The sequence below is a fragment of the Pseudopedobacter beijingensis genome, assembly GCF_042678145.1.
Lineage (GTDB): Bacteria > Bacteroidota > Bacteroidia > Sphingobacteriales > Sphingobacteriaceae > Pseudopedobacter > Pseudopedobacter beijingensis.
Map to the genome: position 1 here is coordinate 1 of NZ_JBHUDG010000005.1, position 15,163 is coordinate 15,163.

Sequence of the window (15,163 nt, forward strand, 5' to 3'; positions counted from 1 at the left end):
CAGGTATGAGACCTCTGCTCAAAACTGGATGTCAATGCATTGGATGGCTTTTTGTGCCTTGTTCCTCAGAAAAATTAAGAAAATCAATAAAGTTTAAACAAGTTCTTCTTTAAATATGACAATATAAAATATTTTTGCCCGTATTTAGTTAGAATTTAAAAAATCATCGATTTGAAAGTTTTTAAAAAATCATCTATCTCTTATATTCTTCTGGTCTTCACAGGGTTGTTGCTTGCTGCCTGTGCTTCTAAAAAAAAATCAGATAAGAAAGTATCTTTCATGAAGAATCTAACTGCGCATTACAATATTTATTATAATGCGTCTGTTTTGTTACAAAGTGCCGAAGACGAAGTTAGGGATGCATATAAAGATGATTTTAACCGGAGATTAGAAATTTTTATTGTTCCCAATCAGAATAATGCTGATGCTGGTAGCGACAAATTAAATGAGGTAATTGCTAAAGCGAACAGAATTGCGCTTGAAAAATATGAGAGCAATTGGGTGGACGATGCCTTTTTATTACTCGCCAAGGCAGAATACTACAAAACCAATTTCTTTAATGCTGCCGAATATTTTAGTTATGTTTCCCAGAACTTCCCTAAAGATCAGGCAAACACGGTTGACGCACTGGTTTGGCATGCCCGCTCTTTATTTGCTTTGGATAAGAACAAAGAGGCTGACTCTGTACTGCAACGGGCATATCAGATGAACGTTAAGCGCCACCGGTCTGAGCTTAATGCTGCTTTGGCTAACTCATATCTGTTGCAAAATAAACTTCCTGAGGCCGAAACTCATCTGAGAAAGGCTATTTCTTTCAGTAAAAACAGATATTCAAAAATAAGATGGTCTTACATTCTGGCACAGATACAGGAGGCCAAAGGCGATATTGAAAGTGCTTACAGCAGTTACGGCAAAGTTGTAAAGAGCAATGCTTCTTTTGAAATGTCTTTTAATGCCAATCTTTCGCAAATAAGGCTTAAAGAGTCTGCCAATGGCGCCCAGTTTGATAAAATTGCCACTTTGCATAAAATGCTAAAAGAAGATAAGAACAAGGAATTTAAAGACCAGATTTTTTATCAGATTGGCGCAGCTTATGAAGACAAGGGTAAACTGGATGAGGCTATTTCTTTTTATCAGGTAGCAGCACATACCGAACCGGGAAGTCAGCAACAAAAAGCGCTTTCTTACCTGCGTTTGGCCGAAATTAACTTTGATACGTTACGCAATTATAGTCAGGCACAGTTATATTACGACAGTACGCTACAAACTTTACCTAAAGAGTATCCTTCGTATAAAAACGTATCGTTAATGGCTCAAAACCTTCAGTACCTGGCCGACAGACTTACTATTATTACCCATGAGCGTGAGCTGTTGACACTGGCCGATATGAGTGAGGCTGACAGGGAGGATTTTGTAAAACAAAAAATAAAAGAGGAAACTATTGTGGCCTCTACCAATGACAACACCAGTAATATCCCTGGTTTTAACCCTACAAGCAATTCGCTGCAAACAAAGTCTTCGGGTACTTTCTACTTTGATAATACGACAGCCATATCGCAGGGTATAAACGAGTTTAAGAAAAAATGGGGCGACAGGAAACTGGCAGATAACTGGCGAATAAGTGCCGGGGTATCTAATGCTTCTGTAGACCACAACATTGCCGGGGCTACCGTTCCGTTAAATTTACCGCAGAATAATACGGCTAATATTGATTCTTTAAGGGCTAATTTTCTGAAACAGGTACCTACTACTCAGGCTCAAAAAGATATCTCACTTAATAAAATTAAAAATGCCCGTTATGAAATTGCCATGTTTTATAAAGAGCAATTAAATGATAATGAGGCTGCCACACAGGAGCTGGAGCAGGCTTTGAGTGACTATAAATTACCGGATCCAAAGGTTGCAGAGATTTATTATCAACTATACAGGTTATACTCCGAAATAAATACTAATAAATCTGATTTTTACAGACAACAGTTAATCAAGCATTTCCCTGAAAGTGTTTATGCTAAAACGCTCATAAATCCGGATTTTGGTAAGGAAAAAGAAGCTGAGGAAAGACGATTATCCAATCAGTACGAATCTATCTATAATTTAGTTCAGGGGAAACAATACAAAGATGCTATTTCTCAGATCTCTGGAATGGAGAGCCGTTTACAAAGTTTCCCCCAGCAGGCTTCGCGCTTTGCTTACCTGAAAGCACTGGCGATTGGTTATACGGAAAAACCGGGGGTATTTGTCAATGAGCTTCAGAATATCCAAAAAAGATATCCTGATGATACGTTAATAAACGGTCAAATCAAGAAACAATTGGCTTTTATAGAGAATAATAAAAACGCATTTTACAATAGAAGTACCGCGTTAATCAGCTACGACCCGAACGAGATCATTCCGCCACTGGTAAAGAATAAGGTAAATGACAAACCTGTTGTTGTGCCTGATGTACCTAAAGAAAAACAGACACCAGCGCCAAAAGCTCTTCCGGCAGCTAAAGAAACTCAGCTAGCCGGGAAAGAAACACCAAAAACAGCAGAAACTCCGCTAAAGACTTTGGAACAGGCTACAGAGAATATACCTGCTGTAGAAGAGGTTAAAGCTGTGAAGGAACCAGAGAAACCGAAGTTGATTAATTTTAGCAACAATATCAGAATCAGGCATGCAATAGTCATAGATGTCAAAAATGTAACAATTAATGTAGCCAAACCTTTTGCTGCTTTAACAAAACATTTTTATAGTAACTTTGCACCAGGCTCTGTAAATCTGACGATAAGAACGATTGATAGCTCAGATAAATTGATTATTGTAAAAGGTCCTTTTTTAAACAAAGATCAGGCAGAAAAGGCTCTTGCTGAAATTTCGCCTTCTTTGGCAGAAATTTTGGGACTTAAAAAAGGGGAATACGAGACTTTTGTAATCTCTGACCCAAACTTGCTTTTAATCAACAATACAGAAAGCTTGAATCAGTATTTAAATTTTATAAAATAAGATGCGCAAAAACACGGTCCTCTCCAAAGAAGACATAAAAAGGTACAGTAAGTATTTCTGGATATTTATTATCAGTTGTGTGCTGTTTGTAACTTTAATAATAGTAGCTACCGGTTTCGGAATTTTTGGAGAGTTACCTTCATTCAGGGATTTGGAAAACCCTAAAAGTAATCTGGCCTCGGTAATTTTCTCTGAGGATAAAACCGAACTGGGAACCTATTACATCCAAAACAGGTCTAATGTACGGTTCAAAGATATTTCGCCTAATGTAATTAATGCGCTGATGGCTACAGAAGACGTTAGGTTTTTAGATCACTCGGGGATAGATTTTAAAAGAACTTTTACTATATTTTTTTATAACCTTATTGGGAAGAAACAAGGTGCCAGTACGATTACCCAACAATTGGCTCTTAATCTTTTTTCGGATGAGGGCAGGGAGAAATCTACTTTAAAAAGAATTCCCCAGAAACTTAAGGAGCTTATTGTTGCCGTAAAATTAGAACGCAACTATACTAAAGAAGAGATTATAACCATGTACCTGAATACGGTAGATTTTGGTAATAATTCTTTTGGCATACGCTCTGCAGCAAGAACATATTTCAGTACCACTCCTGCAAAATTAGATCCGGCAGAATCTGCGGTATTGGTAGGTATTTTAAAGGGTACAAGTATGTACTCGCCTACGCGTAACCCTGAACGTTCTTTGGGTAGAAGAAATCTTATCCTTCAAAAAATGGCTTCGGAGGATTTTATTAGTGACGAGACGGCACAAAGTCTAAAACAGACTCCTTTAAACCTCAAGTTTAATCCGTCCAGTCACAGCGAAGGTTTAGCTACCTATTTTAGGGCGGTTCTAAAAAAAGACATTCAACAAACCTTCAAAGAGCTGTCTATTACTAAAGCAGATGGCAGCAATTATGACCTGGACAGAGATGGTTTACGGATTTACACCACCATAAATTCTAAAATGCAGCGCTATGCAGAAGAAGCGCAACAGGAATACATGAGAACGCTGCAAAATCAATTTAACCAGCACTGGAAAGGCAGAGACCCTTTTAAAGGAAATGAAAACCTGATTAAACAGGGAATAAGAAGATCTGACAGGTATAAGGCACTTAAAGAGGAAGGACTATCTGACGAAGAAATCCAGAAAAACTTTGAGACACCTACCAAAATGGAAATATTTAGCTGGAGAGGTAATATTGACACCTTGATGAAACCTATAGATTCCATTAAGTATTATAAAATGATTTTGAGAAACTCTTTGATGAGTATGGACCCTAAAACAGGTGAGGTTAAAGCCTGGGTTGGCGGCATAGACTTTGAGCATTTTAAATACGACCAGGTAAAAATGGGAACCAGACAAGTGGGTTCTACAGCTAAACCTTTTACGTACGCTGTAGGTATTGATAATGGCTATTCTCCATGTTACCAAGTCAACAACGTCCCTTATACGGTTACAGGTTATGGCGAACCCTGGACACCAAGAGGACATGTTGCCAAAGAAGGTTATTTAACACTTAGACAGGCTCTGGCACTTTCTCAGAACTACATTACGGCATGGGTTATGCAACAGGTTGGCCCAACCGCAGTGGCCGCATTGGCTAAAAGAATGGGAATTACCAGCAATGTACCTCCATACCCTTCTATTGCACTGGGATCTTTTGAAGCTTCTGTTTACGATATGACAGGTGCTTACAGCGCTTTTGTGAATCATGGTATATGGACAGAACCTACTTACTTACTACGCGTAGAAGATAAAAATGGCAATGTCTTGTTTGAACGTAAACCCAAAGTGGTGGTGGCATTAAATCCACAGACTGCCTACGTAATGACTTATATGCTAAAAGGGGTGGTTGAACAGGGTACCGGAGCCAGATTACGTTATCGCTATGGGGTTACCAACCCGGTGGGTGGAAAAACAGGTACTACCAATGATAATTCTGATGGTTGGTTTATGGCTATCACTCCTCAATTGGTTACAGGTATATGGACAGGTTGTGAAGACAGGGCTATACATTTTAGAAGCACAGGCTTAGGAGAAGGTGCCAATACCGCATTACCTATATTTGCCGGCTTTATCAAAAAGGTGTATGCAGATAGTTCTCTGGGTATTACAAAGGGTGATTTTGAACAACCTCCGGGCGGGGTAACCATTACCCTTGATTGTAATCAATACCGTCAAAGTTCTGAGGGCAGAGAAGGAGGATCGTCTTCTTCCGAAAATCTGGATGACAGACTGGGTTTCTAGCATTTATTATTTTTGACTCAGTCCTTTTGTTCAGGCATCTTAAAATAAGGCAGATTGTTTTTTAACAAGTAGCCAGTTGGTTTATTTTGATTGCGATACCATAGAAATTGTTTTCTAAAAAACACAAAAGACAGTTCTGAAAGGTTGACCTAAAAAAATAAAAATTATGGAGTGGACAAATGAGCTTACAAAAAGGCTGGGCATTATGTTTCCTATAGTCCAGGCCCCCATGTTTGGAGTAACCACGCCAGAAATGGTAACTGCTGCATCAAGCGTAAACTGCCTGGGATCTTTATCTCTGGGAGATCTTGATGCAGAGCAATGTATTACAACCATCCGCAACACAAGAAAGCTTAGCAACAAACCTTTTGCGGTTAATATCTTTACCCATAGCATCCCTCCTATTACAGATACACTCAGAAAGAAATATCAAAAAACTAAAGTCTTTTTAGAACGAATATCCCTTCAGCATGATTTGGATGTGATTTTTCCTGACATTGATGAACTGAACATCAGTAGTTACCACCAACAGATAGACGCTATTATCTCTGAGGGATGTAAAATACTAAGTTTCACCTTTGGTAATCTGGACTCGGAAAGTATACAGCGATTAAAAAAACATGAAGTATTGTTAATAGGTACCTGTACTTCTGTAAAAGAGGCTATTATTCTGGAAAAATCCGGTATTGATATTATTTGCGTACAAGGAATTGAGGCAGGTGGACATCGTGGCACTTTTGCCTCTACAAAAATTCCACAAATAGGAGGCCTTTCCCTTTTAGCACAAGTAAGTGACGCTGTAAACACTCCATTGATATACGCTGGCGGCATTTACAATGCTAAAACATTACTGGCTACAAAAACATTGGGAGCTGACGGTTTTCAGGTTGGAAGTTTGCTGATAGCTTCTAAAGAAAGTGCTTTAAAGGCTTTTGAAAAGGACCGCTTAAAGCAAATTGACGAAGAAGACATTGTACTCACCAAAAGTTTTTCCGGTCGTTTTGCCCAGGGAATTAAAAACTTGTTTATTGAAACGCTTGATTCTACAGAATACATACTTCCCTATCCTTACCAGAATAAACTTACAGGGGTTTTAAGAAAGGCTGCCAAAATGCAGGAAAACCCAAACTTTGCCAGTATATGGACAGGACAATCTATCCACAAATTCAGCGAGGATTCTACGGGCAACATCTTAACGGAACTGATAACAGCAACAGAAACTTTCTGACAACGCCTAAACTTACAGGGTATTATTCTATTGTAATTAGTAGATACGGCGCAATCTGCTTATTTTTGTATTATATTTAGTGCTATCACAGGATTCATGTTTGACTATAAAGCTGCTCTAAAAAATATACCACACAAACCCGGAATTTATCAGTATTATGATGAAACTGGTGAGATTATCTACATTGGAAAGGCCAAAGACTTAAAAAACAGGGTAAGTTCTTATTTTATAAAAGACAATTATAAAATTAACGCTAAAACCAAAGTACTGGTTAGTAAAATAAGAAATGTTACGTTTACGATTGTAGATTCTGAGGTTGATGCCTGGTTATTAGAGAATAGTCTGATCAAAAAGCACAAACCCCGGTATAACGTCTTGCTAAAAGACGATAAAACCTATCCATGGATTGTGATTAAAAACGAACGTTTTCCTCGTATACACTCTACAAGAAGATTGGTTAAAGATGGTTCCAAATATCTAGGTCCTTATCCATCGGTGGCGATGATGCATTCTATTCTCGATTTAATCAAAGATAGTTATCAGTTAAGAACCTGCAATCTGGCCCTGACACAAGCTAATATAGCTGCCGGAAAATTCAGAGCTTGCCTGGAATATCAAATAGGGAACTGCAAGGCTCCATGCGAAGGCTTACAAACAGAAAATGATTACCTCGACTCTATTAACGAAATTAAGGATATACTTAATGGAAAAACGGGACAAGTTGTTAAACAGCTGAAAACAAAAATTAATGAGGCGGCAGAAGAACTTAATTTTGAACTGGCCCATCAACTTCAGAAGAAGTATGAGCTTCTTGAAAATTACCAAAGTAAATCTACCATTGTTAATTCATCCATTACGGAAGTAGACGTTTTCAGTATAGCCTCTGAGGAAAAAATTGCTTTTGTAAACTACCTAAAAGTAATGCATGGCACCATTATACAAACGCAGACTATTGAAATTAAAAAGCGTTTGGACGAGTCTGATGATGAATTGTTAATGCTTGCCATATCTGAATTCAGAAGTAGGTATAACAGTACTTCTAAAGAGATTATTGTTCCTTTTGATTTGGGAATAAAAGACGACAAGCTTAAATTCACGGTACCTAAATCAGGAGAAAAGAAAAACTTACTTGATTTATCGCTGAAAAATGTACTATTCTTTAAAAAGGATAAGATAGACCAGTACGAGAAACTGAATCCGGAAATAAGAACCGAACGACTTTTAACCAAAATGCAGAAAGATTTGCATTTGTCTGAATTGCCACGACATATTGAATGTTTTGACAACTCCAATTTTCATGGGAAATATCCGGTTTCGGCCATTGTTGTATTTAAGGATGCTAAACCTTCTAAAAAAGATTATCGGCATTTTAATGTAAAAACAGTAGAAGGACCCAATGACTTTGCCACCATGGAAGAGGCTGTTTTTAGACGCTATAAAAGACTTTTAGAGGAAGAGCAACCTTTGCCTCAATTGATAATTATTGACGGAGGAAAGGGCCAATTATCCTCTGCTGTAAAAAGCTTAAAGAAGCTGGGTATATACGAGAAGCTTGCCGTTATTGGTATTGCCAAGAAATTGGAAGAATTGTATTACCCCGGTGATCAATACCCACTACACCTAGATAAGAAATCTGAAACCTTAAAGGTTATACAACACCTGAGAGATGAGGCCCATCGTTTCGGCATTACTTTTCACCGTAAGAAAAGAGATCAGGGTACCTTACGCACTGAACTGGAAATGATAGATGGTATTGGCAAAACTACAGCCGAAAAACTGTTAAAACACTTTAAATCTGTCAAAAAAATAAAGCAAGCGTTAGAGCATGAACTTCTGGAGGTTGTTAACCTGAAACAGGCCAATGCCATAATAGATTTTTTTAAAAGCGAAACAGGCCCGGATAATTAAACCCGAGCCTGTTTTATACTATTTCTGTGCTATCTATTAATACTCCCAAAGATCCTGATCGTACTGCATTAAACTATTTTTGATTCTTTCTGCCTCCATCAGTTTATCTATTCCGGTAGTAAGATCTCTTCTGTCTTTAATTCTAAGATCTTCCGGTGTAGATTCTTTAGTAATTACACTGGTAAAAAAGCGCAATTGCATAATGTCATCAAAACTATAATTTATCTTATCATTTGGATGTGCTACAATATACTTGCACAATCTATCTCTTACAGAAGGATAGTTAACCCATACGATTGGCTGCATATTAGACAATAGGTCGCCCAGATTACCACCTCCAGGTCCTGACTGTCCCGGCAATGTTGGTCCGGTATTGAGGTTAATAGTATTAGGAACGATTACGCCTAAACCAACAACAAAAGGTTTAAACTCTGATCTGTTTTTATCAAAATACCAATCTTCTACAATACGTAAACCAAACCTAACATTCTTTTCATAATCACTAAACTCTTCATCACTAAGAATACCCAGGGTATTTAATGCTCCGTCTATACTGGCACTGTCTATCTCCAATTCAAAACTATCATTATTATAGCCATCCATTTTACCAGAACGTACCTCGTCCAGAATAATTCTGATAATATTCTTTTTAGGATTTGCAGCTACCAAGTATTTATTTGAGTTTTCAGCAAAGAATACATCTCTCCAGATACGCTTGCTATAGGTCACATCATCGGCTTTTACTTTAGGTAAAGCCGGCGCACAATTTATGCTATCCTTGGAAATGTTTTTATCAAACTTAACCGAGTCTGCAAAATCATGTACAGACTTTATCACTGCCTTTTTCTTTTTAACACTTTGCGCATTAACCTGTGCTATCGCTAAAAGTGCTACTAAAACAGAAAATATTCCTTTCTTTATCATCGTTTTACCTTCCTATTTGAATGCTCACAGGTGTTTCCAGTTTTACCGTTCTTCCTGTCTCGCCTATGGCCGAAATATCTAAGAAATAAATAATATCTCCGGGAGCAAGACTGCTTACAACCTGTTTAACCTGTCCAGCAAAATTTTCTTCGTTAGACTGCAAAATAACCGCATCTTGTCTCGGTTTTTGCACATATACGGTATATCTGCTGATCTTATATTTAAAATCGAAATCAAAGTTCTTTAACTCTGCTTCTAACTTACCTATACTTTTAGCTGTTGAAGCACTCACTGATCCTGATGCTTTTCCTCCGAAAGTAGCAATAGGTGGCGGCACGTCTTTAATTCTAAACTTTGTAGTTCCTAATACCTGAGGTTTTCCCGGTGCAAGTTCTGCCGAAACAGTAACCACCGCTTCTGTACCTCCGGTAACTTTTGCTACGTATTTGCCATTTGAACCTGAGAGTGTTCCTCCGGTCATGCTAACTTTTAGCTTTTCTTTAGGAATACCAGGTGCTGATACTGAAACCGGATTATCAGGACCAATATAAAACACGTTCATTTTATCTGGTGATACAACTGCCGATGGTCTGGCTACTGTATAGCTTTGCTCTGGTGTCTCATAAGTTTTAATAGTTCCATCTGTCTGCTGTACTCTAATGGTACCTTTCCATTTAAACTCGCCCTCACTGTTGGTATTAATTGTATAAACCCCTCTTCCGTCACGTGTAGATAATTTACTGCCGTTTACAGTAATATCAGGATTTTGTTTAGAGTCGTACGCTGTCAGGAATACTTCGGCGGTATATGGTTGTCCCTGAATTACGTAAGACGATGGAGCTACAGCTACTGCTGCAAATGCATCCAGCGTCACCAATGCTTCATCCATTTTAGAAAGGAACTTTCTTACTACTACGTTTTCTGCATTTTTAACATCGGTTTGTACCTTTGATAAAATGGTAATAGTGGCTGTTAAAGGTGTTCCGTCTCCAAAGTTACTCTCTTCCCAATTTTTCTTTGTACCATCAGTCGCCGGTTTTTTAGGATCTACTGCTTCCAATGAAAAAGCCACTGACTCTCTGTCTTTAGGATCAACTAATGCCAATAATTTCTCTCTGGTGTCATTGATTTTCTTCTTCAGTTCAGCTCCTTTTTTCTGGTTGATCATGATACGTGGAGAGACATCCAAATCGTCTCTTTTTTTCAACTCTCCGGTTTCGGGATCTCTACCACCACCTTCTGTTTCCAGCGTTTTCTTCAGCTTTTCTACATAGTCAAATAAATCACCTGTAATTGCTTTAGCCTGATTTACTTTATCTAAAATAGGTTTTGCTCTTTCCGGATTTTCTTTAAGCTTGGTTTGTTCAAAAGCATTTACTGCCTGATCCAAACTCTGACTTACATACTCCGTAGAGGTTACCAAACTATTATTTAAGGTAGAAAAAGCATTCAATATGGTATCAGATACGTTTAATGCTAACATAGCCATTAGCACCAGGTACATGATACCTATCATCTTCTGCCTTGGCGTTTCCTTGCCACCTGCCATTTTTTAACGTTTAAAAGTTCAACAAATAAAATTAAAAAACTAAGCTCGTGGTTGGTTCATTGCCGAAAGCATATTACCATATACCGCATTCAAGCTTGACAAATTTTTAGAAAGCTTGCCCACTTCCTCTTTAAACTGCTTGGAATCTTCTAAAGATTCGTTAAAGTTTTCCATGGTTTGAGACAGATTCTGGTAAAACTTACCCATAGTTTTCAGATGCTCACTGGAGTCTTTTAGTTCCAATTCATATACTGCATTTAATGCTGATATGTTTTTCCCTAAGTTGCTTATTTGTTCGTGATACGCTTTAGATGCTGTAGAAGCCTGTGCAACTTCTATTACTCCTGCACTTGCTTTTTCGAAAGCCTGTCCCAAGTTTTCTGCTTTATCGGCTGCTGCAGAAATTTTATTAGCAAATTCTGCCGTTGCAACAGAAGCATCTGCCGCACTGGATATAGAAGCAATCTTATTACTAAAATTATCTAGGCCCTGACGAACCTTCGCTATAAACTCATCGCTCACCTGTAAATCTGGCAAACCGCCGCCGCCGCTAACATTACCTTTTATTTCAAGCTCATTTAGCTTAACAGCTTTATTCATGTCTGGCAATTCTCCTTTATAATCTTCGGCCAGTTGAGGATATACTTTTTCCCACTCTGGCTCAGGGTGAGGTGGTTTGAAGCCCATAATAAAGAACAACAAAGCCTCTACCAATAACCCTACGGATATTACTATACCGCCACCAGGCCAGTGCATAATCTTAAATAATGCTCCGATGATTACCACGGTTGCTCCCCATGATACAATAGCATCCAGGGTAATTTTAAATTTTTTCTTTCCAGCCATAATGATGTTGCGTCAAAGAATTTAGATTGTTATTTGTTTTAGTTGTTAAGGTTTCATTCTACTAGGCTTATCCCTAATGTCTCGTCCAACAAAAGGTGTTACACACCTAAAGCCTATTGATGAGCGAGTTGAGTCCGGATATTCATAAGACCTTGCTGAGTTTTGCAGAAAATATCCAATATCTTTCCATGAACCTCCTTTTACGACTCTTCTTTTTTCGTAGTCTGGGTCGCCATCCTGAACGGCTCTGTCAAAAGAAGGATTCAATGTATTTACATAAGCTACTGCTGTTGGGTTGTAAATGGAACTTGTCCACTCGGCAACATTTCCAGCCATATTATACAAACCATAATCATTAGGAAAATATGATTTTGCATAAACAGTAAATGCTCCTCCATCATCAATATAGTTTCCTCTCCCGGGTTTAAAGTTTGCCAGCAAACACCCTTTAGCATTTCTGATATATGGTCCTCCCCAAGGATAAGTTGTACCTGTTCTTCCTCCACGGGCAGCGTACTCAAATTGTGCCTCGGTAGGTAAATCATAATCTAATCTGGCCGGTAATTTTCTCGCTGTTTTATAGGCTTCATTTAGGCGTGATCTCCAAACAGTAAATGCTTTGGCCTGTTTCCAGCTAACTCCCACTACCGGATAATTGGCAAATGATGGGTGAGAGAAATAACCTTTGGTCATTGGATCATTTTGGGAATAGGTAAAATCTGATATCCATACAAGAGTATCCGGATATACATAAACTTCCTCTTTTACTATAAACTGATCTCTGGTTACAGAAAGTCCATTTTTATTCATATTTGGATTTCTTGCACCCCGGTTATCTGCAGCTTTCCTATAATCTATCCACTCATAGTCGTATCTCAACTGCTCTACATTCAATTCTTTTTTCCCGAAGAAACGCTCATTATCCTGATAGTACATATTTTTATCCAGTTCTTCGGCAATTGTTTTATCACCCCAGATACCTTTACCTGACTGTACTTTTTTCCAGTCTATATATGTTGGCGTTGAGTTGGTAGCTCCTTTTGTTTTTAGCATATACTTATCAGCACCCGTCCCCAATCTTTTCACTGCTATAGAATCTCTTACCCAGTATACAAATTGCTTGTACTCGCTATTTGTTATCTCGGTTTCATCCATATAAAATGCTGAAATAGTAACCTGTTTGTTCTGTGGGAACTGAGATATAGTTACATCCTGATCTACCTGGCCCATGACAAATGTTCCCGCTGGTATGTAAACCATACCATAAGGTATTTCCTGTCTGACTGCTTTTGATGATTTCACTCCTGTTAATTCTCCTCTCCCCCCTGATGTTCCACCTCCACACCCTATTAATGATGCTATTGAAACTAATAGTATCGACGAGTATATTGTCTTCATTCTCCTATTTCTATTTTTTATAAGTTATGGTGTGAAATATCGTCACCCATTCACAAAGAATTAATTTAATCTCTGTTTAAAATACAATACGTAGCAAATGTAAAAAAGCAAAATTAAATTATTATAAACATACAAATCAAATATTGCCTTTTTGCAAAACACTAAATTATAAATATAATGTCATTATAACCAATACCAAATATAGGGTATTTTTTCATTACACATTATGAAATGTATTACGACTATGTTTTTTTTTTGTTTCAAAAAAAAACCGCAAATACGAAAAATACTTGCGGTTTTCACTATGCTTTTCAGCTGTTTTCTATTTTATTGACTTTATATACTGCTCTATGGCCATGGTCATAGATGGCGCTTCTGGCGTTGGAGCGGGAATATCCAGGATTAATCCTGCACCTAAAATAGCCTGTTGCGTGGTATTACCAAAAGCAGCTATTCTGGTTTTATTTTGTTTAAAATCAGGAAAGTTTGTAAATAAAGATTGTACACTTGACGGACTGAAGAATACAATCACATCGTAAAAAACATCTGCCAGATCTGACAAATCTGATACGACTGTTCTAAACAATACAGCTGGTGTAAAGTCTATACCCTGATTTCTTAAAAAAACTTCCGTTGCCTCTGCAGCAACATCTGAACATGGATAAAGGAACTTTTCTCCGTTATGTTTTTTTAGTACGTCTGCCAGATCTTTTGCTGTTTGCTTTCCAAAGAAAATCTTCCGCTTTCTATACTGTATGTACTTTTGAAGGTAAAGGGCTATGGATTCTGATATACAGAAATATTTCATATCTGCGGGAACTTCGTATCTCATTTCCTCGCATACCCTAAAAAAATGATCAGCAGCGTTTTTACTCGTTAAAATCACTGCACTAAAGTCTGGCAGATTAATTTTATCTTTTCTAACATCTTTGGCAGGCACACCTTCAACATGTATAAACGACCTAAAATCTATTTTAAGATTTAAAGCTGCCGCTAAATCGTAATAAGGCGACTTCTGGCTTTCTGGTTCTGGTAATGTTACCAGGATACTTTTCACTTTAGTCTTTCTATCTTCCAATTGAGAGTGCATAAAATATATATTTTATATATTAAGAGCTTTAATTAGTATTATGATAGGACATAATTCAAAGGCGCAAAGGTACAGAAATAAATAAAACTTTGAAAGTTTATAGCTAGACATTATGTGAACAACTACTCTAAGCAGTTGCAAACCAAAGCCTAAAGCCACAAATAAAATACCTCCCCACAGCACCCAATAGTTACTATTTGAGGTTAATGTAAGGCAAATTATCAGGGGTATAAACAGCAAAGAAACATTAAAAAAAGAAAGATAAATACAGTTAATATATTCTCTTGTTACACGTTGTACATTGAAAAAAAAGCCCAAAAACCTTAATCCTACTATTTTTACACCTAATGCAATGGCAAAACTAAATGATGCCAACACAAATAAATTAAATCCTTCTACTGTAGGTAAAAAGCCAAATCTATTAAACAATATATAGAGGAAAAGCCCTATAAAAAGAGAGTAAAGCACATAGGAAAACAAAAAATACCAGGAGCTGAATATATTTTCTTCTTTATTTAGCTGCGACAGAATTCTATCATCATAAAATGCCTGAAAAACCATTGCCATGTTTTTCCCAAATACAAAGCGTAATACACCAAAACATACAATTAGAAAAATAAGAATAAGTATTTCCCAAGCCGGATATTTTTTAATCGGCTTCCCTTCGTCGAGGTTTCCTTTTTTTACTATGCTTTGTTGTCCTAATGATAAAAAACTCACGTCTTCAATAATATTTTTTTCGAGCATTTCTTTCACGAAAAGGTTTTCACGATGGGGGTCAGGACGTAAAAATGCCCATCTTAACGAATCTCTCATGTGTTGTGCCTGAGCCAAAGCGGCAGAATCTACCTTTACCCGGTATACTTTTTTTGTTTTTACTAAGGTATCGGATGTTTCAGCTCTTGCAGAGTCTACCTGCGCTTGCGTAGAGGGAACCAGTACCAAAAACAGAAAGATGACTGCGAAAAGCGATTTGAAGATCAT

General features: G+C 37.6%; 10 protein-coding genes. 4 read left to right on the top strand and 6 right to left on the bottom strand.

Annotated elements, in window-relative coordinates:
- The first annotated feature begins 171 nt into the window (after positions 1-171).
- The 4 genes from porW (at position 172) to uvrC (ending at position 8,372) form a co-directional block, all read left to right on the top strand.
- Positions 172-2,985: a type IX secretion system periplasmic lipoprotein PorW/SprE gene (porW, locus tag ACFSAH_RS06335; protein ID WP_379661872.1), complete on the top strand. Its 2,814-nt coding sequence runs from the start codon at positions 172-174 to the stop codon at positions 2,983-2,985.
- 1 nt (position 2,986) lies between these two features.
- Positions 2,987-5,236: a penicillin-binding protein 1A gene (locus ACFSAH_RS06340; protein ID WP_379661873.1), complete on the top strand. Its 2,250-nt coding sequence runs from the start codon at positions 2,987-2,989 to the stop codon at positions 5,234-5,236.
- A 166-nt stretch (positions 5,237-5,402) separates the two neighbouring features.
- Positions 5,403-6,464, top strand: a complete 1,062-nt coding sequence (locus ACFSAH_RS06345; protein ID WP_379661874.1) for an NAD(P)H-dependent flavin oxidoreductase — start codon at positions 5,403-5,405, stop codon at positions 6,462-6,464.
- A gap of 96 nt (positions 6,465-6,560) precedes the next feature.
- A complete protein-coding gene (gene uvrC, locus ACFSAH_RS06350; RefSeq protein WP_379661875.1) occupies positions 6,561-8,372 on the top strand; it encodes an excinuclease ABC subunit UvrC in 1,812 nt (603 codons plus the stop codon).
- Positions 8,373-8,408: 36 nt separating this feature from the next.
- On the opposite strand, the gene porN is transcribed toward uvrC, so the two are convergent.
- From porN to ACFSAH_RS06380, 6 genes are all read right to left on the bottom strand, one after another.
- A complete protein-coding gene (porN, locus tag ACFSAH_RS06355) occupies positions 8,409-9,296 on the bottom strand; it encodes a type IX secretion system ring subunit PorN/GldN (RefSeq protein WP_379661876.1) in 888 nt (295 codons plus the stop codon).
- 4 nt (positions 9,297-9,300) lie between these two features.
- Positions 9,301-10,845: a type IX secretion system motor protein PorM/GldM gene (porM, locus tag ACFSAH_RS06360; protein WP_379661877.1), complete on the bottom strand. Its 1,545-nt coding sequence runs from the start codon at positions 10,843-10,845 to the stop codon at positions 9,301-9,303.
- Positions 10,846-10,884: 39 nt separating this feature from the next.
- On the bottom strand, positions 10,885-11,691 hold the full coding sequence (gene porL / locus ACFSAH_RS06365) for a type IX secretion system motor protein PorL/GldL (protein ID WP_379661878.1): 807 nt from the start codon (positions 11,689-11,691) through the stop codon (positions 10,885-10,887).
- A gap of 45 nt (positions 11,692-11,736) precedes the next feature.
- A complete protein-coding gene (gene porK / locus ACFSAH_RS06370) occupies positions 11,737-13,089 on the bottom strand; it encodes a T9SS ring complex lipoprotein PorK/GldK (RefSeq protein WP_379661879.1) in 1,353 nt (450 codons plus the stop codon).
- 322 nt (positions 13,090-13,411) lie between these two features.
- Positions 13,412-14,179 carry a uroporphyrinogen-III synthase gene (locus ACFSAH_RS06375; protein WP_379661880.1) on the bottom strand — a complete coding sequence of 256 codons (768 nt, stop codon included), beginning with the start codon at positions 14,177-14,179 and terminating at the stop codon, positions 13,412-13,414.
- 12 nt (positions 14,180-14,191) lie between these two features.
- Positions 14,192-15,163: a DUF4271 domain-containing protein gene (locus ACFSAH_RS06380; protein ID WP_379661881.1), complete on the bottom strand. Its 972-nt coding sequence runs from the start codon at positions 15,161-15,163 to the stop codon at positions 14,192-14,194.